Annotated in this window: 26 protein-coding genes and 1 tRNA gene; 17 read left to right on the plus strand and 10 right to left on the minus strand. The window is 54.7% G+C overall.

Translation table 11 applies throughout. The annotated features are described in order from the left end of the window. The first annotated feature begins 21 nt into the window (after window positions 1-21). Entirely contained in the window at window positions 22-705 is a 684-nt protein-coding gene (locus tag AB5975_13480; GenBank protein XDR22709.1) for an energy-coupling factor ABC transporter permease, read from the plus strand. A 211-nt stretch (window positions 706-916) separates the two neighbouring features. Here the strand turns inward: AB5975_13480 and yacG are convergent, their stop codons facing one another. Genes yacG through AB5975_13500 form a run of 4 tightly spaced genes read right to left on the minus strand, consistent with a single transcriptional unit; the run spans window position 917 to window position 3,814 of the window. Further along, window positions 917-1,117: a DNA gyrase inhibitor YacG gene (gene yacG, locus AB5975_13485; GenBank protein XDR22710.1), complete on the minus strand. Its 201-nt coding sequence runs from the start codon at window positions 1,115-1,117 to the stop codon at window positions 917-919. Next, entirely contained in the window at window positions 1,114-1,737 is a 624-nt protein-coding gene (gene coaE / locus AB5975_13490; protein XDR22711.1) for a dephospho-CoA kinase, read from the minus strand. Before coaE ends, yacG begins: the two co-directional genes overlap by 4 nt. Then, window positions 1,737-2,603: an A24 family peptidase gene (locus AB5975_13495; protein XDR22712.1), complete on the minus strand. Its 867-nt coding sequence runs from the start codon at window positions 2,601-2,603 to the stop codon at window positions 1,737-1,739. Before AB5975_13495 ends, coaE begins: the two co-directional genes overlap by 1 nt. A 2-nt stretch (window positions 2,604-2,605) precedes the next feature. After that, window positions 2,606-3,814, minus strand: coding sequence for a type II secretion system F family protein (locus AB5975_13500; protein XDR22713.1), 1,209 nt, complete (start codon window positions 3,812-3,814; stop codon window positions 2,606-2,608). Between the two features lie 215 nt (window positions 3,815-4,029). Here AB5975_13500 and AB5975_13505 point away from each other — a divergent pair, with 215 nt between their 5' ends. From AB5975_13505 to AB5975_13565, 13 genes are all read left to right on the plus strand, one after another. Beyond that, window positions 4,030-4,440 (plus strand): pilin, encoded by a 411-nt coding sequence (locus AB5975_13505; protein ID XDR22714.1) that lies wholly within the window; start codon window positions 4,030-4,032, stop codon window positions 4,438-4,440. A 71-nt stretch (window positions 4,441-4,511) separates the two neighbouring features. Then, window positions 4,512-4,587, plus strand: a tRNA-Thr gene (locus AB5975_13510). A 161-nt stretch (window positions 4,588-4,748) separates the two neighbouring features. After that, window positions 4,749-6,077, plus strand: a complete 1,329-nt coding sequence (locus AB5975_13515; GenBank protein ID XDR22715.1) for a tyrosine-type recombinase/integrase — start codon at window positions 4,749-4,751, stop codon at window positions 6,075-6,077. 313 nt (window positions 6,078-6,390) lie between these two features. Further along, on the plus strand, window positions 6,391-6,588 hold the full coding sequence (locus tag AB5975_13520) for a hypothetical protein (protein XDR22716.1): 198 nt from the start codon (window positions 6,391-6,393) through the stop codon (window positions 6,586-6,588). 740 nt (window positions 6,589-7,328) lie between these two features. Next, complete coding sequence (locus tag AB5975_13525; GenBank protein ID XDR22717.1) at window positions 7,329-7,562, plus strand: helix-turn-helix domain-containing protein; 234 nt, start codon at window positions 7,329-7,331, stop codon at window positions 7,560-7,562. Further along, the gene (locus tag AB5975_13530; GenBank protein ID XDR22718.1) at window positions 7,562-7,891 is read left to right on the plus strand and encodes a helix-turn-helix transcriptional regulator; all 330 of its coding nucleotides are present in this window, start codon (window positions 7,562-7,564) and stop codon (window positions 7,889-7,891) included. The genes AB5975_13525 and AB5975_13530 overlap by 1 nt, the downstream gene beginning before the upstream one ends. Next, complete coding sequence (locus tag AB5975_13535) at window positions 7,888-8,484, plus strand: hypothetical protein (GenBank protein XDR22719.1); 597 nt, start codon at window positions 7,888-7,890, stop codon at window positions 8,482-8,484. The genes AB5975_13530 and AB5975_13535 overlap by 4 nt, the downstream gene beginning before the upstream one ends. Next, window positions 8,481-8,813, plus strand: coding sequence for a hypothetical protein (locus AB5975_13540; GenBank protein XDR22720.1), 333 nt, complete (start codon window positions 8,481-8,483; stop codon window positions 8,811-8,813). Before AB5975_13535 ends, AB5975_13540 begins: the two co-directional genes overlap by 4 nt. Window positions 8,814-9,192: 379 nt before the next feature. Beyond that, window positions 9,193-9,357, plus strand: a complete 165-nt coding sequence (locus AB5975_13545; GenBank protein XDR22721.1) for a hypothetical protein — start codon at window positions 9,193-9,195, stop codon at window positions 9,355-9,357. Then, on the plus strand, window positions 9,354-9,641 hold the full coding sequence (locus tag AB5975_13550) for a hypothetical protein (protein ID XDR22722.1): 288 nt from the start codon (window positions 9,354-9,356) through the stop codon (window positions 9,639-9,641). The genes AB5975_13545 and AB5975_13550 overlap by 4 nt, the downstream gene beginning before the upstream one ends. Continuing rightward, window positions 9,638-9,922 (plus strand): DUF3077 domain-containing protein, encoded by a 285-nt coding sequence (locus tag AB5975_13555; GenBank protein ID XDR22723.1) that lies wholly within the window; start codon window positions 9,638-9,640, stop codon window positions 9,920-9,922. Before AB5975_13550 ends, AB5975_13555 begins: the two co-directional genes overlap by 4 nt. Beyond that, window positions 9,919-12,795, plus strand: a complete 2,877-nt coding sequence (locus AB5975_13560; protein XDR22724.1) for a DUF927 domain-containing protein — start codon at window positions 9,919-9,921, stop codon at window positions 12,793-12,795. The genes AB5975_13555 and AB5975_13560 overlap by 4 nt, the downstream gene beginning before the upstream one ends. Window positions 12,796-12,890: 95 nt before the next feature. Beyond that, the gene (locus tag AB5975_13565) at window positions 12,891-13,745 is read left to right on the plus strand and encodes a hypothetical protein (protein XDR22725.1); all 855 of its coding nucleotides are present in this window, start codon (window positions 12,891-12,893) and stop codon (window positions 13,743-13,745) included. Between the two features lie 83 nt (window positions 13,746-13,828). Here AB5975_13565 and AB5975_13570 read toward each other — a convergent pair whose 3' ends face one another. Further along, complete coding sequence (locus AB5975_13570; protein XDR22726.1) at window positions 13,829-14,449, minus strand: hypothetical protein; 621 nt, start codon at window positions 14,447-14,449, stop codon at window positions 13,829-13,831. 517 nt (window positions 14,450-14,966) lie between these two features. Here AB5975_13570 and AB5975_13575 point away from each other — a divergent pair. Together AB5975_13575 and AB5975_13580 are read left to right on the plus strand one after the other, a co-directional pair. Then, window positions 14,967-16,736 (plus strand): hypothetical protein, encoded by a 1,770-nt coding sequence (locus AB5975_13575; protein XDR22727.1) that lies wholly within the window; start codon window positions 14,967-14,969, stop codon window positions 16,734-16,736. Between the two features lie 89 nt (window positions 16,737-16,825). Further along, entirely contained in the window at window positions 16,826-17,602 is a 777-nt protein-coding gene (locus AB5975_13580; protein XDR22728.1) for a hypothetical protein, read from the plus strand. Window positions 17,603-17,883: 281 nt separating this feature from the next. Here the strand turns inward: AB5975_13580 and AB5975_13585 are convergent, their stop codons facing one another. The 5 genes from AB5975_13585 to AB5975_13605 all read right to left on the minus strand — a co-directional run bounded on the left by AB5975_13585 (window position 17,884) and on the right by AB5975_13605 (window position 23,194). After that, window positions 17,884-18,417, minus strand: a complete 534-nt coding sequence (locus AB5975_13585) for a retron Ec48 family effector membrane protein (protein XDR22967.1) — start codon at window positions 18,415-18,417, stop codon at window positions 17,884-17,886. Window positions 18,418-18,606: 189 nt separating this feature from the next. Then, complete coding sequence (locus AB5975_13590; protein ID XDR22729.1) at window positions 18,607-19,797, minus strand: reverse transcriptase family protein; 1,191 nt, start codon at window positions 19,795-19,797, stop codon at window positions 18,607-18,609. A gap of 1,631 nt (window positions 19,798-21,428) precedes the next feature. Then, entirely contained in the window at window positions 21,429-21,575 is a 147-nt protein-coding gene (locus tag AB5975_13595; protein ID XDR22730.1) for a hypothetical protein, read from the minus strand. Between the two features lie 153 nt (window positions 21,576-21,728). Further along, on the minus strand, window positions 21,729-22,472 hold the full coding sequence (locus AB5975_13600; GenBank protein ID XDR22731.1) for a hypothetical protein: 744 nt from the start codon (window positions 22,470-22,472) through the stop codon (window positions 21,729-21,731). Between the two features lie 167 nt (window positions 22,473-22,639). Next, window positions 22,640-23,194 (minus strand): SLATT domain-containing protein, encoded by a 555-nt coding sequence (locus tag AB5975_13605; protein ID XDR22732.1) that lies wholly within the window; start codon window positions 23,192-23,194, stop codon window positions 22,640-22,642. A gap of 791 nt (window positions 23,195-23,985) precedes the next feature. Here AB5975_13605 and AB5975_13610 point away from each other — a divergent pair. Continuing rightward, window positions 23,986-24,225 (plus strand): hypothetical protein, encoded by a 240-nt coding sequence (locus AB5975_13610; GenBank protein XDR22733.1) that lies wholly within the window; start codon window positions 23,986-23,988, stop codon window positions 24,223-24,225. The last annotated feature ends 185 nt before the right edge of the window (window positions 24,226-24,410 follow it).

Here is a 24,410-nt window from a genome sequence, read left to right on the forward strand (position 1 = left end):
ATCGATAGGGGTATTTGTCAGGTGATCAGCGCGCAGGTGTTGTCCGGCACCACCGTTACCCTTGGTTGGCTGGGTTATGTGCCATTGCTGATCTGGGCGGTAAGCCGGGTTCGCTGGGTTGAGCTGTTCACCGACCGGCGCCGTCAGCATTTGCTGTTTGGCACAGTCTTTTGCCTGTTCGCACTGTGGCTGGTGAGGCGCGATTTCGATACCGGGGTGTCTTACCACTTCATTGGCATGACGGCGGTCACCCTGTTGCTGGACTGGCCGCTGGCGGTGCTGGGCGGGGTCATGGCCCAGCTTGGTTTGCTCGTGTTGGGGCGTCAGGACTTGGCAGCGTTGGGGGTGAATGGCTTGTTGCTGGTGGGCTTGCCGGTGCTGATTACCGAAGTGTGCGCGGTCTTGGTCGAACGTGCCCAGCCGCGCAACCTGTTCGTTTATATCTTCTGTTCGGGGTTCTTCCCGGCCGCGCTGACCGTGCTGGTTTGTGTGCCTGCGGCGCTGGGGGTGTTGTGGCTGGATGGGCGCTTTGCCCTGCCGGAGTGGCTCAGCGACTTTGTCGGCTACCTGTGGCTGATGATGTTCCCCGAAGCGTTCATCAACGGCATGGTCATCAGTGCGCTGGTGGTGTTCTGCCCGGAATGGCTGGAAACCTTCAACCGCACACGGTACCTGCAGGCGCCCTGGAAGGAAGATGAGCGGTGATCATGCGGTCTAGAAAATAGTGGGGGACCCTGTAGGAGCGGCCTTGTGTCGCGATGGGCTGCAAAGCAGCCCCCGTTTTTGGCGTTAGAGCAACAATTGCTGGGGCTGCTTTGCAGCCCATCGCGACACAAGGCCGCTCCTACAGGTACCGCGCCAGTCTCAAGGATTTGGTCTGGGGCAAGGGGCCCGGCACAACCGCCTTGCAATCAGCTCAGTGCCGCGGCTCCAGGTCCCCCGAATACAGCTCATCTTCGGACTCTTCCGACCCCGCAATCTTGTGCTCCTCGGCCGCCCAGGCCCCCAGGTCGATCAGTTTGCAGCGGTCCGAGCAAAACGGCCGGAACGCGCTTTTTTCGGTCCATTCCACAGGTGCGCCACAGGTCGGGCAATCGACGGTCAACGGCTGGCTCATGGCTGGCCTCCTTTCAAAGTCAGGTAAAAGTGGTGCAGGCGGTCAATCTGCTCATGCAGTGCGGCCAGGTCGCCGTCGTTGACCAGCACATCATCGGCATGGCGCAGGCGTTCCTCGCGGGCCAGTTGGGCCTGCAGAATCGCTTGCACCTGCTCGGCACTGGTGTTGTCGCGCGCCAGAGTACGGGCTATTTGCAGTTCTTGCGGTGCATCGATCACCAGCACACGCTGGGTTTTGTGGTACTGGCCCGACTCGATCAGCAGCGGCGACACGTAGATTGCATAAGGCGACTGCGCCTTTGCCAGGTAGCTGAAAATCTCCTGCCCGATCAGCGGGTGCAGCAGTTGCTCCAGCCATTTGCGCTGCGCCGGGTCGGCGAAGATCAGTTGGCGCAGAGCGGCGCGGTCGAGTTGGCCGTCCGCCTGCAGCACACCCGGGCCGAAGCGCTCGACGATGCTGGCCAAGGCCGGGCGGCCAGGTTCGACCACCCAGCGCGCTGCCTGGTCGGCATCGACCAGGTGCACGCCAAGCTCGACGAAGCGTTCGGCAGCGGCGCTCTTGCCGCTACCAATGCCGCCGGTCAGGCCGAGAATCCAGGGGGTAAAGGCTGCAGTGGCCATCAGTATCCAAGCAGTTGCATGTAAGAGGCGTACATTTCATCACCCCAGAGCACAGCAATCCACCCCGCAATCGCCAGATAAGGGCCAAACGGTATCGCTGTCCCCATCGCATGCCGGCGCAAACGCAGCAAGCACAGGCCAACCAGCGCCCCCACCACCGACGACAGCAGCAGCGTCAACGGCAGCACCTGCCAGCCACCCCAGGCCCCGATCAGCGCCATCAGCTTGAAATCGCCATAGCCCATGCCTTCCTTGCCGGTGATCAGCTTGAACAGCCAGTACACGGTCCACAAGCTGAGGTATCCGGCCACCGCGCCCCACAGCGCGTCGGTCAGTGGGGCATAGATGCCAAAGGCATTGACGATAAGCCCCAGCCACAGCATCGGCAGCACCAGCGCATCCGGCAGCAACTGGTGGTCCGCATCGATCAGGCTCAGGGCCAGCAGGCACCAGGTGAGCGGTAATGCCAGCAAGGCTTCGACCGAAGCGCCAAAGCGCCAGGCCACCACCAGCGAAAGCAGCGCGCTGGCCACTTCCACCAGCGGGTAGCGCGGGCTGATGCGGGTTTTGCAGGATGAACACCGCCCGCGCAAGGCCAGATAGCTGATCACCGGGATGTTCTCCCACGCGCGAACCGGATGCGCGCAATGTGGGCAGCGGGAGGCCGGTAGGCACAGGTCGAACCGTTCGTGTTGCGCAATCGGCTGCCCCAACATCTCCTGTGCTTCACGCTGCCATTGCCGCTCCAGCATGATCGGCAGGCGATACACCAGCACGTTGAGAAAGCTGCCCACCAGCAGGCCGAGCAGCGTGGCCAGGGTGAGGAAGTACGCCGGCTGTTCAGCCAGCAGAGTCCATGAAGTCATGTTCAGATCAAGCTACCCAACTGGAAGATCGGCAAGTACATCGCCACCACCAGGCCCCCCACCAGCAGGCCCAGGATCAGCACGATGGCGGGCTCCAGCAGGCTGGTCAACTGGTCCAGCGCCTGGCTGACCTGTTCCTCGTAATGGCTGGCGGCTTTTTCCAGCATCTGGTCCAGCGTGCCGCTGGATTCACCGATGGCCGTCAGTTGCACCAGCAAAGGCGGAAACAGCGGTTCACTGGCCATCGCCTGGTTCAGCCCCTGCCCATTGGCCATGCCCTGGCGCAACCGCAGCACCGCTTGCTCGTGCAGTTCGCCCCCAGTCACTCCAGCCACCGTTACAAGCGCATCCAGCAACGCCACGCCAGCGCCGTAGGATGTTGCCAGGCTACGCGCAAACCGTGCTAGCGCCGCCTGCCCCAGCAATTTGCCAAACACCGGCAAGCCCAGCACCCGCCGAGATATCCACAGGCGCGCAGGCGTGTGCTGCCGGTAAAGCTGGCGCAAGGCAAAACCCAGCACCACGCCCATCACCAGCAGTAGCGGGGCAAACCGACTCAGCCCTGTGGACAAGTCGATCACCCACTGGGTAAATGCCGGCAAGGTCGTACCCATGCCCGAGAACATGCTCTCGAACTTCGGAATCACCTCCAGCAACAAAATCGCTGACACCCCCAGCCCGATCAGCAACAGCAGCAGCGGGTAGATCATTGCCTTGCGCACCTTCTTGTGCAGCACCCGTCGCTGCTCCAGCATGCCCGCCAGCTGCTCGAGCTGCCGGTCAAGCGTGCCGGAATGCTCACCCACCCGCACCAGGTTGCAGTACAACGCATCGAACCATGCCGGGTGACGCTGCAACGCATCCGCCAGCCCCAGGCCCGAGGCCACATCCTGTTTCAATCTACCCAGCAACGCAGCCTGCGCCGCATCGCAACCACTGCGCCCCATCACCTCGAACGCCTGCAGCAGCGGCACCCCGGCCCTGAGCAATGTCGCCAACTGCCGGCTGAACCCTGCCGGGTCAGCCTTTTCGCGCCGCTTCGGCAAACGGAACGTCAGCCCGCTGGCCGGCCGCAAACTGGCCACCGTGATGCCCTGGCGGATCAGCGCAGCGCGCACATAAGCCGGGCTGCGGCCAGGTGTCTGGCCGCTGACCGGCGTGCCGCTGGCGTCGGTGCCGTGCCAGCTGTAAAGGAGTGAAGATGAAGTCATTCGAAGGTCCTTTTTCTGCTCCAGCGACAAGGCTGGAAACAGCTTGCCGCGTCCATGCAAAGGCATGCGTCCGTGATGCTCACTAGAGTAGTTCAGCGAAGATGACGCCCAAGCGGGCAGGGGTGACAAAAGGTGTCTGTTCAGGCCTACTGCGCCGCTGCCGGTTGGGCGCCACGGACCTCAACGTGTTAGCGAATCAAAAAGGAAATACGTTCATGAAAGGGCAACGCGGTATCACCCTGATCGAACTGATGATCGTCGTCGCGATCATCGGCATTCTGGCGACCATCGCCTTACCGATGTACACCAACCACCAGGCCCGCTCCAAGGCTGCGGCCGGGTTGCTGGAGATCAGCGCGCTGAAGACGGCGATGGATCTACGCTTGAATGACGGGAAAGATGTGACGGGCGTAACCGAGCTGGGTGGCCAGCCGGCGACGGCGCATTGTGCGATCGCAGCCGATGGCAAGGCGACGGATGGCAGCGGCAGCATTGCTTGCACGCTGGTGGATGCGCCGGCCAATGTGGTGGGCAAGTCACTGACTTTGAAGCGTTCGGCAACTGGATGGGCGTGCACCACCGACATCGAGGACGACCTGGCGCCCAAGGGCTGCAAGGGGGCTTGAGGGTAGGGTAATAAACTAGCGGAAACAGGGGTTTGCGTTGCGGGTGTGAGCAGTGGTACGTTGCGCTACACGCCGGTGTAGCTCAGTCGGTAGAGCAGCGCACTCGTAACGCGAAGGTCGCAGGTTCGATTCCTGTCTCCGGCACCATTCTACTGTTCCGATACGTCTCTTCTTGTACACGGAATCCCCTGAAAAGCCCGCCAAGTGCGGGCTTTCTTGTATCTGGCTGTCTCATTCTGTCTCTAGGCATATACCGATTTTAGGTATACGTTAGGGTATACGCCGGTTCGACGAGAAAACGTATACCTATGGCACGCACCGTTACACCCCTCTCAGACCCCAAATGCGAGGCCGCCAAGCCGCGGGACAAGGACTACACCCTGTTCGACGGTCAGGGCCTGTTCCTGCTGGTCAAGAAGAACGGCAGCAAGATCTGGCGCATGAAGTTCAAGCGGCCGGATGGCAGAGAGGGGCTGGCCACCTTCGGCAACTACCCAGCGCTGACACTCAAAGCCGCCCGCGCCCGCCGAGCCGAAGCGCTGGAGTTGTTGGTGCATGGTAAGGACCCGATTGAGAGCGCCCGGCAGGGGAAGGTCGAAGCGGCGAATGCTAGGGCCAACACCTTCGGCGTGCTGGCCAAGGACTGGCATGAGGCCTGTTCCAAGAAATGGTCACCAGGTCATGCCGCGACGGTGTGGCGGCGGATCGAAACTTACCTGCTCCCGGCCTTAGGCCAGCGTCCGGTGGCCGGCCTGAAGACTCGCGACCTGCTGGCGCCGCTCAAGGCGGTAGAGAAGCGCGAGGTTCTGGATACCGCTGGCCGGCTACGGCAGTACATGACCGGAATTATGCGTATGGCCGTACAGCACGGGCACATCGACACCAACCCAGCGGTGGACCTACAGGGCGCAACCGCCACACGCAAGACCGTTCACCGTCCTGCGCTGGCGCTGGATCGGCTGCCTGAGCTGCTGCAGAGAATCGACGGCGACACCGGCCGGCCGCTGACCCGGCTGGCCACCCAGCTCACCCTTCTGGTTTTCATCCGGTCCAGTGAGTTGCGGTTTGCTCGCTGGCCAGAGATCGACACCGGTCGTTCTATGTGGGAGATCCCCGGCGAGCGCCAGCAGATCGAGGGCGTGAAGAACTCGCATCGCGGCTCCAAGATGAGCACGCCCCACCTGGTGCCTCTGAGTCGCCAGGCACTGGCCACGCTCGAGCAGGTGCGCCAGCTCACCGGGCGCTTCGACCTGGTGTTTGCGGGTGACAGCAACCACTGGAAGCCCATGAGTGAAAACACGGTGAACAAGGCGCTTCGACGCATGGGCTACGACACAAAGACCGAGGTGTGTGGGCATGGGTTCAGAGCCATGGCCTGTTCCGCGCTCGTCGAATCGGGACTGTGGAGCAAGGACGCGGTAGAGCGTCAGATGAGCCACCAAGAGCGTAACAGTGTGCGGGCGGCATACATCCACAAGGCTGAGTACATTGAAGAACGCCGGCTCATGGTTCAGTGGTGGGCCGACTATCTGGATGCCAATCGAGAGAAGCACATCACGCCTTATGACTTTGCTCGCGTGGGGGAGGGAGTAAGCAATGTGGTGCGTGGAGCATTCGGCACGATTGGACAGCAATGAAAACAAGTATTCGATTAAAAGCCGGTGTTCTTGGTGTTCTTGGTGTTCCAAAAACGCTGGAAGCCAAAAAACACGAGGTCTGTAGCCAAGGAACACCTTTGCCTAAGCGGCGGAACACGAAGGCGCCGGAACACACACGGTGTTCCTTGAACGAGGCGACTCGGCCCGTGCGCCCCTCTACGCCAACGCAAGCCTCCTCCCCTTCCTGCTGGCCGCTCCTCCGATGCGCCCAAGCACTCAATCACGGCCCGGCGCGGCTTTGTCTGCGCCAACCGGGGCGTGGGGATCGTCAAATAGCTAACGGCGTATTGCTATGACTCTTGGCAAATTAATTAGTCCTTTGAACCTCGACCTCGACGAGCTTGAATTGGAGTTGGAGTGGTTGCCGCTTTATCGCGAATTCGCGGAGCGCTTCGATGAAGGGCTTGATCTAGTGGCGGCTGGTGTCGAAATGTGGCGTCCAGAAGAACGCGAAGAGTGGCGCCTGAAGAGTGGGCGATTGAGGCGGTAGCAGAGATAAGCCGAAAGCTCTACAACATTGAGCAAGCGCTGGATCGGTCTCCAGCACTAGGCTTGGCTTGGGCGGTGCGTAACGCGGGGGCATGGGAAAGGCGTGCCACCGATTCGCAGCTTGCGGCAGCCCTCGCTATGGCTTATGGCTGCCGAGCGATACATGCTCTTCGCAAATGGCAAGCGCAATTGGCTGACAATGTGGTGGAGGCATTTGGGCGCGCGCGTGTTGATGACTTAAGGGTGAATGACCCTGAGTTTTACGTCACCATCGTTAATGATTGCCGCATTGAATGTTCGATAGCCGAGATCGAGGCACGGGAGTCGGCTGTCGATATGCTAGGGCGCGCACGCAACTCCATCATCTTCGCGGAGCTTTATCGGAATCCAAGTATTCCACCCGAAGCGCTGGCGCAAGCATTGAAGAAGTCTCGCGCAGCGACAGGCAGGAAAGCCGGGGCGAGAAGCGGTGCCGCCAGGCAAGAGAATAATGCCAAGCGCGATAAGGCCATCTGTGATGCGGGCCGAGAGCTACGCGCGTCTGGTAGGCAGCCCAGTGAAATTTCAGGGATCCTTTCTAGGCGGCCGGTTGCGGAAGGCCTTGTGTCAAAACGCATACGGGAAATACTACGCGAGGGAGGTGTTCTGCCTCCAGCCTGAACTCCAGGGAAGTGAACCTAGTTCACTTCCCTCTCCCTTTATCTTCCCCCCCGTTGGTTTCATCAAATCCGGGGGCATCACATGCAACTCATCCGATCTGTAACAACTGTTTCGCCCGCTAACCTCCTCACGCCTGAGCAGGCAGCCAAATTCTTGGGCCTATCGGTCAAGACCCTGGCCACCTGGCGCAGCACTGGTAGGCACGCTCTCCCCTTCATCCGCTGTGGCGCACGCATCCGCTATCAGCGGGCCGAGCTGGACGCCTGGCTAGCCAAGCGGCACCAAACTTCTACGGCGCCTCGGGGGAAAAGCTAATGTCCTCGCGTCAATCCACAAACAACCCCTCTCCATCGACCGCTGTCCATGCACGTGGTGGCGGCGGTTCGGTGCGCAATCTGCGCCAGGGTATTGGTCAAGTTCCAGGCTTTGATCCTGCCGCCACGCTGATTCGCTTCCCCGATGTGGTGGCTATGACCGGCCTAGCTCGCGCAACTATCTACAAGCGGCTCAAGGACGATCCGACCTTTCCCCGCCCCGTGCCGTTGAGCGGCAGCACGTCACGGGGAGCGCCAGTGGGCTTTGTTCTCGCAGAAGTGCAGCGCTGGGCGCGTGAACGTATTGAAGCTCGGGGGATTACTGCATGAGACTCGCTCGCATGCCGTTTACTGGCCCCTTCTTCGACACATACGGAATTGGCTTTGCCCTGTACCAGCCGGGCCGCAACAACTGGAAGCAACGTACCGTCGCAGGTGTAAGTTGGAACGGCCTGGATGGAAAAGCGCACTTTTTCAACCCAGATGGCCTGGTGCTTCCGCTGGTTCCTTCCCCTTGGGAACTGCCTACCCTATTGCGCCAGCATAGGACGCGCATGGAGCCAGCACAGGTGGTGGGGGCAGGCGCATTTGCTATGACCCATCCCGCTGGAGAGTCGAGCGAATCAAACCATTGGGTCACTTACTGGCTCGTAGGGAGTGATGCGGCCTATGCAAATTGCCCAGAGGTGTGGACTGGCTATGTGGAATCTCAAGTAGCGGCTGAGCGCAAAGCGGCCGAGCACAACTACGTTGATGCCCGCCGTATCAGCCAACGCGCAGAGCATGAGCCGACCTGTGATGGTCTGTCCGAATGGGTCCGTGTAAACACTGAGGATTGCCGCCGCATGCTGCGTGCTGAGTATGAGCGCGAATGTGCGGAGGATCAGCGAGTTGCGGCCTGGTTGCGAGGGTGCGCCGCATGAAACCTATTTTCCTGCCCGCCGCTGCCCTTGATGCCATAGACGAGCTGGGTCCAAAGGCACCTACGCCTGGGCGACTGGAGCGACTGCAAAAACTCCGCGACGAAGCACTAGGCAAAGGGGCGCACGTTCTGCTGCTGATTTGGCCGACCCTTGATTGGATGCTGCTCGCTGTCGAGGCGCCTGAGGACGTAGTAATTCGGGATGCAGCGCAGTTGGTGCCCAACGTGCTCGCCAATCCCAATGCGTTGGGACAGATGTATGAGAAGGCCAGGCAAGGCCGCAATCTCACCTGGCTAAAGCTTGAGCGTCGCCCGGCCATTATCCACTAACGAAAACGCCCCCGGCTGCAACCGAGGGCGTCTGAGGATCTTCACTTTGCCCGCTCACTCTATGCCATGGCCAGGAGCCATGCAACCTGCCCGCACCACTCAGCTTGCGCTTCGTCGGGTCACACGTTACTCTGCGCCTGTCGCTGCAAATTCAGCGACCGGGTTTGGCGACCCGATCAACATAAGGCGCACAGGCGCCCCCATCACGATTGCAGGCGCTTTTTTTGTGCCCGTACGTCCGTGTTATGGCGGCTGTGCGTGGGAGACCTTCGGGTCTGCCGGTTTCCTTATGTACCGGTTCGCCAACCTGCGCACAGCTGCCACCCTAATTCGTTTGGCGACGGACCGTGGCAGCTCCACACATAAGGAGCGTCACCCCATGCACACCCTCAATCCGTCTGCTCTCCAGAGCCACATTGCCGCCCTGAAGGCCCGTGCTATTGCGGCACTGCACGCCAATTCATCCCTCTCCGTCCGCTTGGCGCGTTACAACGCGGCGATGGCCCGTGCCCGCGCCCTGGAAGCAAACGGGGGCGCCCAATGACTACTCAACTACAGCACTGCTCTCAACCCGAAGATCTGCTGTGCGTTACCGCACAGGCGCCCGCTGGCGTCCCAATAGATGCGATCACCTGTGCCGTTGAGCGAGCCCAGGCGGTGCTGTGTTTGCTGGAGGATCAGTTCGAGGCGGAGCAGGGGCAGCGCCTGACTAACCGTGTGATTCTCGGCGCTCTGTGGGACGTACGTGGGACGCTGGAGCAGATTCGTATCTTGGTCGTGCATGCCGACGATTCGACCCGCCATGTCGCGGAAAGGGGGCGGAAATGAGCGGGCGCATTCAGGTTAATACAGCGGGCGGTGCCACCTTCTCTAAGCACAACTCGTCGAATCTACCATTTTTCCGGGTATGCCCCGATATCTCCGGTGAGGAAGCATTGGAGCAGGCGTCGGTACTCATGAGCTGTGTGAACAAATTGACGCAGCTAGCAGGCGTGAGCGACGACAACAATGCGCTTGTGTGGGCTGCGCACTATTTGGGTGAGCAGGCTAAGGCTCTTGTCGATGATGTGACCACTGGGATTCAGATTGCCGAGAGTGGCCAGGCATGAGCAGGAAGATGCCCAACTCCAGGCATCCGACCTTTGCGCAGGTCAAGGCCGCCTCCTGCGCGGCGATTGAGCGCGTGCTGGCCCATTGGCTTCCCGGTGGCAAGCGCGTAGACGGTGGCAAGGAATACACCGCCCCCAACCCAACGAGAGCGGACAAGCATTCAGGCTCGCTCAAGGTGAACTTGGCCAAAGCCACCTGGTGCGACTTCGCCACCGGTGATAAAGGCGGTGATTTGATTGACCTGGTGCGCTACCTCGATCGCGGCACAGATGTGGAGGCGTGTAACAAACTGGCTGCCTTCCTCGGTGTCGAGGCGATGAGCAAATCCGACGTCACAGCTCCCGCCAGTCAGGCTAAAAAACCAGAGTGGGTGCCCGTGCTGCCCATTCCTGAGCAGGCAATGCTGAAGGTGCTGCAAGCGCACCGGCAGCACGGTAAACCTTCCAAGGTTTGGATTTACCGTGACGCCAACGGTCAGCCACTTATGGTGCTGTACCGCTTCGACCTCGGGCCGGATGAGAGCGGCACGCCGCGCAAAGTGTTCGCGCCCCTCACCTGGTGCAAAAACTCTGCAAATGACTCGCTAGCTTGGCGCTGGCAGGGTTTATCGGAGCCTCGCCCGCTGCTGCGACTTGATGATCTGGCTAAACGCCCCTTGGCGCCAGTAGTGCTGTGCGAGGGCGAGAAGGCCTCCGATGCCGCTGCCGATCTGTTGCCCGAGCATGTTGCCACCTGCTGGCCCAACGGGACGAACTCTTGGCAGAAGGCTGATTTCGCGGCGCTAGTCGGGCGTGACGTATTGCTTTGGCCTGACAACGATGCCCCCGGCATTAAGTGCATGGATGCCTTGGCCGACCACCTGCGAAAGCTTGGAGCTGCCTCGGTCCAGACGGTAGCCTTGACGGCGTTCGGGCTACTCCCTGGCATGGAGGGCGAGCGCCCCACTTTCGCCCCAGGCGGTGAGTGGCGCGAAGGTGACGATGCGGCGGATGCCCTGTCCAAAGGCTGGACGGCTCAACACTTAGCAGAGCTGCAGCGCACCGGGAAGCTATTCGCCCTCGTACCTGCCGCCACACCCACCCCCACCAAGCAGAACAAGACCACTGGCCAGGCCAAGCCGCAACCTGAGAAGAAAACCGCCCCAGCCCCGAGCGGCTTCCGTGTCACGAAAGATGGGGTGTTCTATGCCGGTGAGGATGGTGAAGCACGCCCGGTTTGTTCACGGCTAGAGGTATTGGCTCGGACCCGTGACGAAAAGGGCCACGGCTGGGGGTTGCTGGTGGAGTTCGATGACCCGGATGGGGCCAACAAGCGCCTCAACATTCCGGCCAGGGCAATGGCCGGCGACTTTGGCAAGGAAGTGCTCGCGCCACTGGTCGATATGGGGCTGCGCCTGGCGCCCGTGCGCACTGCTCGCAATTCGCGCAACGATCTACAGAGCTACTTGCAGGGCTATGACGGTGCTGAGCGGGCTCGCCTGGTCACTCGTCTGGGCTGGCACGGGGATGCCTACTTGCTGCCAGATCGGCAGATAGGTGCCACCGCCGAATATCTGCACTTCTACGAAGCCGGTGCTCAGCTTCCGTCGATCACTCAGGCGGGGACACTGGAACAATGGCAGCAGCAAATCGGTGCGCTTTGCGTGGGCAATAACCGCCTGGCGTTCGTCGTATGCGTGGCTTTCGCTGGTGCGGTGTTGCATCTACTCGGGCACGAGTCGGGCGGTTTCCACCTGTACGGCGATAGCTCGGGCGGGAAGACCACCCACCTGCAGGTGGCTGCCTCGGTTTGGGGTGGGCCACGTCTGGTGCGTTCCTGGCGCTCGACAGACAACGCCCTGGAAAGTATCGCAGCGGCGCACTCGGACGGGTTGCTGGTGCTCGATGAGATCGGGATGTGCGACCCACGGATCATTGGGGAAACGGTCTACATGCTGGGTAACGGCACCGGTAAGGCGCGGGCCAATGATCGTGGCATGAGTGGGCGCCAAGTTCAGGAATGGCGCTTGCTGTTTCTCTCCACCGGGGAAAAGACCTTGGCGCAACACATGGCCGAGGCAAACAAGGACCTGAAAGCCGGTATGGAGGTGCGACTGCTTGCTGTACCGGCTGACGCGAGCAAAGGGCTAGGGTTGTTTGAAGAGCTGCATAGCTTCGACGATGCCGCCGCGCTGTCGGATGCGCTCAAGGCCCGGGTTAGCCGATGCTATGGCACGCCTGCCCAGGCTTTCCTGTCGGCCCTCTGTGAGCCCGGTAAGTTGCGGGCATATGCGGCCATGGTGCGCAGCACTCTGGAGCGGTTTACCACTGAGGCATTACCTGCCAGCGCCAGCGGCCAGGCACAGCGTGCCGCAACTCGCTTCGGACTGGCAGCGGCGGCAGGTGAGTTGGCTACAGCCTTGGGCGTTACAGGATGGCCAGACGGAATAGCGCTGCAATCCGCGCGCGTGTGCTTGGATGCTTGGTTGGCTGAACGTGGCGGTGCCGGAAACCTGGAAGGTGACGCTATCGTGGCCAGGCTGCGCGGCATGGTGGAGCGTTATGGAGAAAGTCGCTTCACGCGGTGGGATTCTATTGCCGCAAAGACCGATGAGCATGCGCCGCGTACAGCAGACCGGCTTGGCTTTCGCAGGACTATGGATCATGGCATTGGCGACTCTTTATATACGTCGGTGACCTATTACTTCCTCGGCACGACTTGGCGTGATGAGGTTTTTAAAGGTATGAACTTGCGAAATGTAAATAGAGAGCTGGTCGCGCGCGGAATACTTGAGCCGAGCGGAGACGGAAAAGCCGCCCAATCCGTAACACTACCCGGAATGCCGAAAGGACGGGTTTATGTTGTGAATTCAAACGTATTGCTTGGCGAATAACTAGTAGCACTAAACTAGCCGGGAGATTAATGGCCACTTATAGGCTCGGCCTGCCTACGCCTGCGCTTTCATAAATTTGATTATTGGAGTCCAAAATGAGCACAAATTCGTCTATGCTAAAACAATGCCAAGCTGAACTCGCAAGCTTGAAGAAAGATCTTCCTCGGCTAAAAGCCGTCGCTGACGAGGCAGAGAAAACATTCGCTAATAGCCGTCAGGGAAGGCCTGTTTATCCTCGGGATCAGATCGCGCCTTACTCCAATGCTAAAGCTAAAATTGATGAGCTATCTCGAGAGATTCCAAGACTTCAGGGCTTGGTTAGCTGGGAAGATGGTGTAAAGTTTGCCTCTGAAAACGTGCGGCAGGCAAAAAAAGATATAGCCAAGATTCAAAGCGAAATTAAAAGCCTACGCGAAAAGCGAGAGATGCTGGAGTTCAAAAGGGCAGGTCTTGTTACGAAGCACGAGCGTGAATTTGAAGCTGCAGAACGCGATGAACATCAAGCCGCCCAAGCTTATGCCCAGGCGATGGGGGAGAACGATAGCGGGGTTGAGCGCAAGGCAGAGGGATTGTTGCAGAAGGCGTCCCACGCGTTGGCGATAATCAAACAGACGCTTCAAGGTGCTAATACAGTCTCGTCTGCACTTTGCACACAGCTCTCGGAGCTTGATGCTGTTATTCAGCAGAAGCAATCAGAGCTTGACAGTCTGAGCTCAAAAGTTCTTCAGGCTGCTCGATTTTATTGGGCAGACCGCTTTGAGAGGGCTGCACAAGAACTGGCAACCCTGGCGGCCCATGTTGCAGCAGCTGAAAAACTACTTGGGTACGGTGATAGCCTGAGCGATTTCTACGTTCCAGCTATTTCTCCCCAAAAGGGATATTTCATTTCACATCGTAGGGTTTTGGAACGACGCAGCACTATCCAGCTGGAGCAGCTGACAGACATTTAATTCCAGCTTGCCGAATCCGTCATTATCAAATTGTCAAAACACCATCTCAGAGTAATAGGTGGTGGTGTTTTGATGTATGTGTATTAATTTTTTTGTCGTTCATGATTGTCTTCGGTATTAAAATTCTGAAGCAAGTGCTCTACGTCATATAGGAAACCGTTTCGGATTGCTTTTTTGGTCTTTTCCAAATTTCCAAGCATGTCATTTACAGGGACCTTGGTGCTGCCAAAGATGAATGAAGTTGATTCATGAACTATTTGACGCTCGTTCACGGGGCTGGCGATTACTGCGAAGAGCAACGATCCAAGTAATGCCAAAGGGAACTGTACTCTGCCATTGAGCGTGCCAACGTAGGGGGCGTTGACAAATTCCACTTTCTCCGAGAGTTCGCCTTCATGGAGTATGGAGCAGCGCATGACTTTGTAGACAAGATCTTCGAATTCAATACATGTCCCTGAATCGCTGGAACTCGAAACTTCGAATGATAGGCTAGTTGTTTTAGCTGGTGTTCCATTGCTTAGTGACCAGAGAATGAACGGCAGGCTGTCTTTCAAGAATTTTTTACAGCGCTCAGATGTCTTCTTTCCTGGATAAAGCAGCTTGGCTGTGCCGTCGATGGCAATTGCAAGTTGGATGAACGCATTTTCGGCATCCCCTAGAGCGAGCTTAGCTGTGCATTCCTGAATTCGCGCTGCAATGGTCAATAGTGACTCTCCTGGGTCTGGTATCTGCCGATGCGGCATTCGCAGTTCTTGACCAATTTTTTGTTAGGTAGATTTTGGCTTCATCTACGGCTCGTCCATTGGGGGTAAGGGAAGCCCATCTTAGGCTTGATGGCTATTAGGCATCAACCTTAGCTGATGTCTTTCATGACAATTCCTGTAAGACACCCTATCAGTAGTGCTACCCACAGGACGGTTTGGACGAGCGACCGGCTGAGGCTCCTGAAAGACCGCTTTCGGCCGTTTTCTGCCTTTCGCGACAGGCAGAAAGCGGCCAAAAGCGGGCTACCGTTGAACGCGGTTCCTCCCCCGTTTGAGCACCAGCAGATGCATACAGCCGTTAGCCCTCGAAAGCTAGGCGCGTTGCTACTCCATCCTCAGCCCTGGCATCCTGAGTAGCCTGTGCACCGACGCCGCCCAATCGCGAGCTAATATGGTAAACAGGACGAAGGGCAGTCCTTTATTACCAAGCGCTATCATGAATACCGGAAGTTCAACCATGAATGAAGAGTGGATTCTCCAAACCAAGGAAACTCGCAGAGTATTTTCTAACGCGGCATGGATTCCTTTGGGAGCGTCTGTAGAAGACAAGAAAGGAGATTTGAAAGAGATAGGTCATGTCAGTGAGTATTTTGGATGTGGCTCCGTTGCATTCCCGCCAGAACATCGAGTCTTTGTCGAAGAGCGCCTTGGGTGGAGCGACATAGGAATAGGGCATACCGTCGCCCCGTATGCGTACGAAGATGGATATTATTCGTCAATCGATCAATATCAATATAACGATAAAGAGCCGATAGGCTTTAACTTAGTTTATGTGCAGCCGCAGCCCGTCATAGGTGGCAACAAATGGATATTGAGTCCGGATCTCATCGTGGCGCTGGGTCTCATCAAAGAAGGTGATAACTGGGTTAGACCTGAAGAAAACTTCGTAGTAGTAGCTCGCGAAACCTTCGACGCGAACGGCGAACATCGTCTTATTGAAATAAAAAGGGAGTTTCTAATAGATTATTTAGCAGCTAGAAATTTGTCGCTTCGTCTGTCGTATTATCGACAGAGAGTGGAAAATGTTGCCGCTTTGCAGCATAGTGCTTATTCAAATTTGCAAACACGAAGTGAGGAAAGAGATAACGGCAGGTTCGAGCTAATCGTTAGGGATCTCAATGACGTGTTCGGAGGAAGCTGGGCGATGTTTCGTGCTTGGAGGACGGACGTCGATGAGGAAGAAGACGCTCCGGTAATGGGGCCGGAAAATGATACTAACACAGGCCATGAAAGCTCCAATGGGCAACGAGGAGGCTATGCAGGTGTTCGGGTCGAGGGTGAGTTTTGGCGGGAGGAGTGGGTCGACCACCAATCAAAAAGCCAGCGGGTTCGTGGAGATACTGATCCGAACCTCCCTCAATTCATCGTGGAAACTGATGGTACTCGAATGCCATCACGGGCACTTAGGAACGAGGACATCGGTCGTTGGTTATGGTTTCGGGCGAGCGTTGTCACTGAGCTTCTGAATAATCGCGGCTTTAAGTTGACCTGGTACACTGGCGAAACTGGGGCCATACAGTCCACATCAGGGTATAAAACTCACTTTGGGATCAATAGCTCTGACCTGATTACTGTCTACGCCTATGACGTCGCACGCTTGGCCTCCTGGGAACAACATGTTTGGGCCGCACATAACACTGCTCCAGAAGGTAAAGTTTCAAGCGAGTTGCTAGAATCGCAGGTTAAGGCAAAACCAGCATCTACATATGCAGTTGAAGAACTATTCTTTGGAAGCATGAGGCTTCTAGAAGATGGGTTTCGGGAAAAATACAATATATCCTTATTCACCCATGACATTGATGACGCCGAGGCAGGGCAACAAGTATCTAGATTTTCGAGCAAGGATAGACCAACTCTACTCAGATTGGCCAAAGATATTATTCGAGTGTTCTCGGACAGACTCAACGTGCGCGAACTACGCAAGCTTTCTACGCACGCGGAGAAGGATAAGCTTGGTTCGAATAAATTGCTACAAAGTATCCTGGCTCAAAGTATTGGAATCGACGGCGCCCAACGGATATTTGCTGAAATTGCCGGTGCTTATGACATGCGATTGGGAGATGCGCATCCTACAGGTTCAAAGGTTGCAGATGCGATCAAGCTCGCGGGCGTCAATGAAGATAGCTCGCCCATACGGCAAGGAGAGCAGCTAATTCACAACGTTGGGCGGTCAATTTGGTATACAGGTAAGTACTTGTTCGGCGAGCCTGATGGTCAAGACGAGTAAGATATCGACAAGACCATTATGCGGCACGCCATCGCAATGGAAATTGCGACATGACGTATCAATGACAGTTGAATTTATGGGCGAGACTTATGCCAAGTTTTGTATGGGACAGAGACACAGAAGATGCGTGGAATGAGCCGTATGAGTATGGTGGGCAAGAGCAATTTCATCGAGAAGCTCATAAGGTTCTATCGTCAATAAAGCTTCATTATGCAGAAAAGGACATGCACTTTGATCGAGATGAACGAACTCTCGACAAGGCGATCTGGCTAATACAGATAGATGCCTTAGAGGCGCTAATAGATGCCTTAAAATTAACAGAGGAAAAGAGGCATCGAATTGCCTCGCGCTTATTTCGTGATGCAGTTGAAACAATGGATATTTCGGCCTACTTTTATTTGGCTGGTGATGGGGCCAGGAAAGATCTCGCTAAATGGTATAATAACGAAGTCATTCCGCATAGGGTTTTTAGAGAATTCATAAGAAAATTTGAGTGCCAAGATAAAGCCCAAAACTTAAGCAATCTTTATAGTGATCTCAGCAAGTATACACATCGGACATATAGTGCGATAACCAAAAGCTACCTGCTGGGTAGGGGTAACAAAATTGCTTATGATGGATTTTCTGAGACCGGTTTCAGAGTGCTTCCGCACGTCATATCGCTTTCGTATGCAATAATCGCAGCATTGATCAAAAGATTTATCACGATTGCCGAAAACAGTCAGCAACTTGATTCTGCCAAAGTTTGCGATATTTGGGCGACATCATTGGAAAAAGAAACAGTACCCAGACGCTTTGGTCCAGGACCAGGTCAGTTGCTAAGAAGTGCTCCTATAGCATTTGAGCTGAAGTTGGATGAAGGTTAATTGAGTTGTCTCTAGTTTTGCTGATGGATTGAATATCTGCTTTTGGCCGTTAGCTATCCTCCGCCAAGGGCTCCTATGGGTTTACGGACGATCACCATGGGGCTTTCGACCCAGAGCGGCCCTTGGCGGAGGGAAGTTAACTGCCAATTTCAGTCATTCGAGATAACCCGGTACCCCCCAGCAGCGGAAATATTGAAATGTTTTCTCTGAGGCATAGTGAACGTGGAAATTCCGCTGAAATTGCCATGGAGGCGGAAAGATAAATACTACATTTCGATAAATTAAACGTATTGCCTCTTCACTAGCTCAGGTACTTTGTCCGAGAAACAAAAAGATTTATTTAAGCTAGATATCAAAGAAAAAATTTGATCTTCAATCTCGTAAAATTCATTTCTAGGCTGATGGCCTAACGCGACCCCCATACAGTTTAGAGCGTCGATGATTCTTTTCTGATGTGGCATGTATCGAAATGAGCCTTGAAGCGCAGTCCTTGCTTGTTCATTAGAAAAAAGTATTTCGCTATTTAAAGCTGAGATGACGGCGCAGTAATCATCGGAAATTGAAGTTTTCCCATTTCGCGAATTGGAGAAAATTAAATTATACCAAACAAATGTATCTACAGATGAAGGAGATATACGGGTGCGCTTGGAGATCTCTAATGCTACGTAGTTTTGAAATATAGAGAAATGTGAGATATGGTTTGATAGTGCTGTGGCGTTTGCGCTGTTTAAAAAACTCATGAGCGCAACTATTATCCCCCAATCGTCGCAAGCCCTACAAGCAAATTCAGAGTTGCTATGAGTATCAAAAAGGATTGGTCATATATTTGTAAAAACTTCTTAATGCATTCGTTGTTAAAGCAAAGAGGCCTGGCAAACTCACCGTCAATGCCGGTGATAATTATGGTTATAGTGCTCAGTATTATGCCTGTTGCGGCGACCAATAATAGTCCGGCGACAAGATAGTTTAGATATGGGTAGTCGTGCCAAATTTCGCCAAGTTTTTTATTCATAATCAGGCTTCAAACCCTTTAGCGACTTTCTGATTTCTTTCGTGACAGCTGGAAATGAACGTTTTAGGATAATCAATCTTTCTTGAAGCTTATAATATCGCTTTGCGTACCAATAGGTGCTACGTTTAGTAGCACAGTCACGAGCCAGGCGGTCCAGCATTGCACGCGCACGCTCGATATCTTTTTTAGAAGGTAAAGGAAATATTTTCTTGAGTCGAGCGAGCAGCGAGTCGTATCGATCATGACCCACCCTAACTAATTTGTTTACTCGCCCCATACAGCGATTGAAATCGTGTCGGTAAGCGTGAGTTGTTCTATAGCCACGCTCTGATGCTAAATTTTCTATATTTTTTACGGCTGCCCTGATCCTAGCGATCTCTCCAGATGGAAGGCGAGGCTGAGGAAATGCGACCCTTAGACCATGGACAGTCAAAGGCTCGCTGGAAACATAAATAGATCGGGTTTTAACAACGTTAAGCGGGAGGTCCTTACTAGTAAGCATCGCCCTAATAATGTCCAGAGCATAACTGAAGTCGTAGTTTGATATCTTTGACGAAACCGTTATGTCATCTACGAGGCGCGTATATACAAGACCTTTTCGCGACAATCTATGAACCACGGCGCCCTCAATATCATGGAGGCACAAACTGGCCAGATAGCTTGAGGTCAGGGCTCCCTGGATTACATGGGACCTAAAACAGCAAATCTCTGCAAGCAATTCAGAAACTTCTCTGTCAAATTTCATGAAATTGCTAAATATATCGAGCACTAAGTCTTTGTGTATGTTATCAAAGAAATCCTTGACATCGACTTTCAATAAGCTCTTCGCGCCACAGTGTTTGGCGGCACACGACACATAGTCTTTGTTAATCAGCCGTTGAGTATCTTGCTCTCGTTGATTTGGTACGGAACCATAAAGATGGTCTGGCCACTCAATAATGCTGAGTCTGGAAAATATACGCTTGTTTATTCTTCGCTGAATTTTCCTGAGCAAGAAATGCGGATTGTGGACCAGTCGAACGCTGCCATCGCTCTTGAACACTTGGGAAACAGCGTATTTTTCCTCATCAGGAAGAGACAGCGCCGCGTAAATTTCGGCGAGCGATACAGAAAGCGCGCTACAAAGATTCTCAATACTTGAAATCGAGCCCGTTGAAACTTTTCTAGGATTGAGTAGCGCCATTTTTAAATCCTATTAAAAATAGGTTTGACCAACCCATACTCAAGGGTGCAGTGAAGGATGATGCATTCATCGATCAGATCGCTGGCAGCTGCCATCCTTCACATGGCCAAACCTACCGTCCCTGTCTCCTCCACGTTTCTCGGAGGGGATCGGAGGTGCGAGCCTCCGGACAAGTCCAAAGTCAAAAACTTCAGACGCTCGTACGAGCAAAACCCAGGATCTATAAGCAATCGATTGCAGCACATAAGCGGTACGCTTACGCAACGCTAATCTACATACGCCAAAAATTAAATGCAATGCCTGCTGAGAAGGCGTGCTGAACCATCCGGAAAATCTATGGTCTAAGGCCGTTTTTTTCACTTTTTCCTAGGGGTAAAGATTCCAGCCCCTCACCTGCTCATCGGGCTTTGCACCGTCGCGGTGTACCACTCTGGCATGCCCTAGATCTACCTCAAGCCCATCCAGATTGCTCCACTCGAGTCTTGGAGGTACGGAACACCTTTTGTGTTACTGAGCCTTCGTGTTCCACATATTTCTCAATGGTGTTCCCTAGCTATAGGTCCCTTGTTTGCTGGCTTCCAGCGTTTTTGGAACACCAAGAACACCAAGAACACCAGTTCTTAATGGTCACACTCCCCACGCCCCAAAAAGGGCTGAAGCCAGCAGCGAGGCAACCCCCTAGACTTCCCGAACTGACCGCTTTGCCGGGTTAGGGACCACGAAGTCTGTAGCTCATCGTTGCGCCCCCTCACTGACTAGATAGCAGGGTGGGGCGTCGTGCATTTGCCGTTTTTGGGTCCTCCCCATACCCCCTCCCTACACGGGTACGGGGACTCGCGGTTTCCCTGCAGCTGAGATTTTCCTTGGGATGTCCGTCTTCTGTTTCATTCGGCTGATGCTCAAACGATCCCGAAAACTTGACCTGCCGCTTGTTGCCAGGGCGCGGCTGCATCTCAGCCGTTAGCCGGCCGGCCAGCTAAACGGTCAGAAGGCAGGCAGAGTTGCTGCTCGGCGGGTTGTGCCTTGCGATGCCGCCGAGGTGGGGGAGGGTGATTTGGGTTTTAGGTATATGGTTAGGTATACGGTTTGGAAATATAGAGGCTAGAGGTCAATAAATACGGGGTCTATGTGTGCCTTATTCGACTCCTGTCTCCGCACCAGTTCAGGTTCCAGTGACGGCTACCAAAATCTCTGTCCTTGCACCACACATCAAGGCTTGCAGCGATGCAGGCCTTTTTTGTGCCTGGAAAACATTGATGGTCTTGGCCGCCTACTGAAACGACTTTGCGAAAACAGGTGGTTTGACCTTTCAGGGCAAATCTTCGAAAATCTATCTCGAGGACTGCATACGCGCATTTTTCGGGAATGGCTTGCCAGTCATCGGCCTCCCGTTCTGACAGCGTTGAAAATGGCACACACTGACGCAAGGGCAGTCGATAGGCCCCACCATACGGCCGATGATTCGACTGGGTTCTGATCTAATGGATCGTAGATCCCGAAACTAAAGAATTGCTGCGAGTACAAACTCATTAACATCCGAAGGCGCCCCAAAAGGGTCGCCTTTTCTTTTGCCTAGTCGATCGGAATTTCACCGACTTTGGTGCTTCGTTGCGTGGGCTAGGGTGTTCAGGTCATACCGAGTAGTGGAAGCCGAGCACCCGATCGCCCTCGCGGGGTTCCAGCGTCAGCGTACCGTCTACCGTTCGCAGCAATGTGATGCGTTTCTTGGGCGCGGCAGGATGACTGGCGTCGTGATAGTTCTCGGTTCCCAGTGCCATGAGCGAGGCGATGAACACGGCCAGGTGAGCCGGGCTGTTGATATATCTGTTGCGCTAAAATCCTATCTTGCCGTGCCAGATATGCAGATGCTTAAAAAGCATGAACGTGAAGAACTCTTGCTTGGGTGTGATAAGTTTTCTGAATAGTGCGTTTTAAATGGCGCGAGAGTCCTGCGTAAAGTAGTAATCCTTGGTAAGTAACAAGTCTAGTTTTCTGGGTACAGTTCGGCCGTATCCCTGGTCAAACGACCAATCTAACAGCTTCAGTTGAGCGTCCAGAGCTTCGGGTGATATTTCGTTGGCATTGGAAAGATTCACAATAAGTTTCTGCCATCCAGTTTTAGCACTCTCATCATTGAAGGTGCAATGGCACTTGCCGATGCCTACCCAGCTTTTACTGCCATGGAAGCCAATAAAAACATCTGAGCTGAAGATCGTCCGCTCTTTACCTGCAAGCATCACCCAGGTACAGGATGACTGACAGCTCACAAATGAAAGCGGATGAGTGGTTCCATCGATATTTTGATATCGATTAGCAAGGCAGGTGTTCAGTTTTTTTTGGGCAATAAATAGGGAAATTGCTACAGCGGCGTCATTGTCCCCTCCAATGCTATTTAAGCAAATATCTCTAATGTCAGGATTTTCTGTTAAGGTTATTTCAAGTGATTGAATGGTTGATTGTGCTTCGTTGCTGAATATTCTTCCACTTAGTAGTATTATTTTTTTTGAGCAAGTATTGCTGTCAGAACAAGCTGTTAAAACTTCCACTGTCATGGCCTCTGTCTTGGGCTTTGAAAGTGAAGTCAGACCGCAAAGCACTACGCTCAAGGGAAACGCAGCAGCAAGCAAGAGAACTATGTTTATTGGTTGCTTTAGGAAATTGATCGTTGAAGTCATGGCTTTTCTTGGTTGCAAGTTTTTCTCCTGGGCTGTGAGGTTTACAACTGATTGGATCGGCCTGCGGAGAAATTTCTTGAGCCGCTTGTGTAGCACGCCATTTACCGGGAGCCCCTGATGCTGGCAAGCTGCTTTGGAATTTTCGAATGCTCTGGGTCTGACGATTACTAAAGTGGGGGCCGTGACTCACCTTTTTGTCGATCTCTCATTGTTTTTACGCGAATGGTTTCACTGTCAAGCGCGACTTTAAAGTCACGCTCGCTGGTGGGGAACGCTTTAGACTCCTCACTTATCTCTGAGTAAGATTCCTGGAGATCTTGCAGTAGCTTGTCTAATCCTTCCAGGTCAATTAAATTGTCTCGGTAGCGGGCGATTGATATTTCGCATTTTGCAGCGAGATTGATGTACTTGTTAGCAATGCTGCGATGCCCTTCGAAAAGTTTCCCGAAATTGAAGAACGTGGAAATGCCGCCGATAAGCGCTGCGGCCAGGCCTAGGAAGCCTCCGGCCCACTTGGTTATCGAGGGCAGATCTTGGCTCAGTGCTATGAAAAATACAGAGCCAAGTATTATGTTGATAGCCACTACAGGTAAGCCTAGATAGTCGTTAAGGCGCTTGGCTCTGGAAGATGCATTGAAGTGTCGGTATTTCCCTAAATTACAGTTGCGGCACAGCTCCTCGACTCTGTCTAAAACAGCTGGATCTCGCGAATACGTAGCCATGGATGTAGCTCTGTAGGGAAGGTGGTTGGCATTTTTCAATGTGCTGTTTTTACATGCGTAATACATCCTCGCCTGCGTAGATTCTAGTTCTAATCTACATAACAACAACCGACGTTTAGCGCTAAAGCCGTTCACATTGGATGGGGCCCTTAGCTTGGGGCCTGCCTGTGATTTAGTCATTTGGGGAAGGATTGCAGGGGCTGCTGCGCAGCCCATCGTAGGCAAGCCAGCTCCTACAGCGAGCGTGCAGATCCTGGTTTTTTTGCGAGGAGCAGGCACCGGGCAACCGGCAGGGGCTTTGCACCTGTTAGTTTTGCGAGCATTTGATTTGGTGTGACTGCCAGGCTGTGGCAGCCATCTTCCCACGAAACACGCAGCCTTTTCGTACTCTCAGAAACTTGCGAAATCAGCCACTCGGGAATAAAGTCCCCACGTCGCCGAAGCATCGGCGACGCGACCTTGGCCGGTCGGAATCGAAAGGCGCATCAGCGCCCAGTCTTCATCGCAGGCGCTTTTCTGTGCCCGCGATGTCGTGTTATGGCGGTGGTGCGCGGGACACCTTCGGGTGTGCCGGGCTCCTTTCGTCCCGGTCGGCCAACCCGCGTACTGCTGCCACCTTAACTTGCTTGGCCGCGAGCGGTGGCAGTTCCATCACGAAAGGAACTCATGCATGACCACCGTAGATCCGTTACAGATCCTCACATCCGTTCTCCACCGTCGTTCCCCGACGGTCCGCAGCTACTTCATCTTCAGCCATTCCCGCATTGTCTCTGCGCAATCGGAGGCACGCCATGACTGAATACGAGCGCCTATCCACCCTCCAAAGCTACGCCTGGACGCTCGAACTGCTAGGCGAGGCCTTGGTCCAGCACGATGAAATGCTGGAATGCGAACACAACCCGCGACTGAGCTTTCGTAACACAGCCGGTATCCACCAGGCGATTCGGATCATCAGCCGATTGGCCAGTGAGCAGTGTGGGAAGGTGATGGCGCGAAGTGAGCAGAATCAGGCGGGTAGGCCAGATCATTGAGTAAGGCGGAGCCAACTATCACCGGTGCGCTGGTCTCTAGCTAATAACGGCTGCCTGGTGGTCCATTCCCGTTGGATAGGGGTATTGGGGCTGCTACGCAGCCCTTCACACACTGCGCCCTTTTGCATCCTTGTCGGCACCCTATTAGTCAAATATGATACCGCTTCTCATTTGCATCAATTCTG

Origin of the sequence: Pseudomonas putida (assembly GCA_041071465.1) — a bacterium.
Classification (GTDB): Bacteria; Pseudomonadota; Gammaproteobacteria; order Pseudomonadales; family Pseudomonadaceae; genus Aquipseudomonas; species Aquipseudomonas putida_P.

What these genes read in the sequence shown, in the direction of transcription:
- AB5975_13505 (XDR22714.1), top strand. Translation starts at nt 4,030, where the DNA reads ATGAAAGGGCAACGCGGTATCACCCTGATCGAACTGATGATCGTCGTC.
- AB5975_13595 (XDR22730.1), bottom strand. Translation starts at nt 21,575, where the DNA reads ATGGCACTGGGAACCGAGAACTATCACGACGCCAGTCATCCTGCCGCG.
- AB5975_13600 (XDR22731.1), bottom strand. Translation starts at nt 22,472, where the DNA reads ATGACTTCAACGATCAATTTCCTAAAGCAACCAATAAACATAGTTCTC.
- AB5975_13590 (XDR22729.1), bottom strand. Translation starts at nt 19,797, where the DNA reads ATGGCGCTACTCAATCCTAGAAAAGTTTCAACGGGCTCGATTTCAAGT.
- coaE (XDR22711.1), bottom strand. Translation starts at nt 1,737, where the DNA reads ATGGCCACTGCAGCCTTTACCCCCTGGATTCTCGGCCTGACCGGCGGC.
- AB5975_13515 (XDR22715.1), top strand. Translation starts at nt 4,749, where the DNA reads ATGGCACGCACCGTTACACCCCTCTCAGACCCCAAATGCGAGGCCGCC.
- AB5975_13610 (XDR22733.1), top strand. Translation starts at nt 23,986, where the DNA reads ATGACTGAATACGAGCGCCTATCCACCCTCCAAAGCTACGCCTGGACG.
- AB5975_13555 (XDR22723.1), top strand. Translation starts at nt 9,638, where the DNA reads ATGAGCGGGCGCATTCAGGTTAATACAGCGGGCGGTGCCACCTTCTCT.
- AB5975_13535 (XDR22719.1), top strand. Translation starts at nt 7,888, where the DNA reads ATGAGACTCGCTCGCATGCCGTTTACTGGCCCCTTCTTCGACACATAC.
- AB5975_13500 (XDR22713.1), bottom strand. Translation starts at nt 3,814, where the DNA reads ATGACTTCATCTTCACTCCTTTACAGCTGGCACGGCACCGACGCCAGC.
- AB5975_13545 (XDR22721.1), top strand. Translation starts at nt 9,193, where the DNA reads ATGCACACCCTCAATCCGTCTGCTCTCCAGAGCCACATTGCCGCCCTG.
- AB5975_13525 (XDR22717.1), top strand. Translation starts at nt 7,329, where the DNA reads ATGCAACTCATCCGATCTGTAACAACTGTTTCGCCCGCTAACCTCCTC.
- AB5975_13540 (XDR22720.1), top strand. Translation starts at nt 8,481, where the DNA reads ATGAAACCTATTTTCCTGCCCGCCGCTGCCCTTGATGCCATAGACGAG.
- AB5975_13580 (XDR22728.1), top strand. Translation starts at nt 16,826, where the DNA reads ATGCCAAGTTTTGTATGGGACAGAGACACAGAAGATGCGTGGAATGAG.
- AB5975_13575 (XDR22727.1), top strand. Translation starts at nt 14,967, where the DNA reads ATGAATGAAGAGTGGATTCTCCAAACCAAGGAAACTCGCAGAGTATTT.
- AB5975_13530 (XDR22718.1), top strand. Translation starts at nt 7,562, where the DNA reads ATGTCCTCGCGTCAATCCACAAACAACCCCTCTCCATCGACCGCTGTC.
- AB5975_13520 (XDR22716.1), top strand. Translation starts at nt 6,391, where the DNA reads ATGACTCTTGGCAAATTAATTAGTCCTTTGAACCTCGACCTCGACGAG.
- AB5975_13550 (XDR22722.1), top strand. Translation starts at nt 9,354, where the DNA reads ATGACTACTCAACTACAGCACTGCTCTCAACCCGAAGATCTGCTGTGC.
- AB5975_13560 (XDR22724.1), top strand. Translation starts at nt 9,919, where the DNA reads ATGAGCAGGAAGATGCCCAACTCCAGGCATCCGACCTTTGCGCAGGTC.
- yacG (XDR22710.1), bottom strand. Translation starts at nt 1,117, where the DNA reads ATGAGCCAGCCGTTGACCGTCGATTGCCCGACCTGTGGCGCACCTGTG.
- AB5975_13495 (XDR22712.1), bottom strand. Translation starts at nt 2,603, where the DNA reads ATGACTTCATGGACTCTGCTGGCTGAACAGCCGGCGTACTTCCTCACC.
- AB5975_13605 (XDR22732.1), bottom strand. Translation starts at nt 23,194, where the DNA reads ATGGCTACGTATTCGCGAGATCCAGCTGTTTTAGACAGAGTCGAGGAG.
- AB5975_13565 (XDR22725.1), top strand. Translation starts at nt 12,891, where the DNA reads ATGAGCACAAATTCGTCTATGCTAAAACAATGCCAAGCTGAACTCGCA.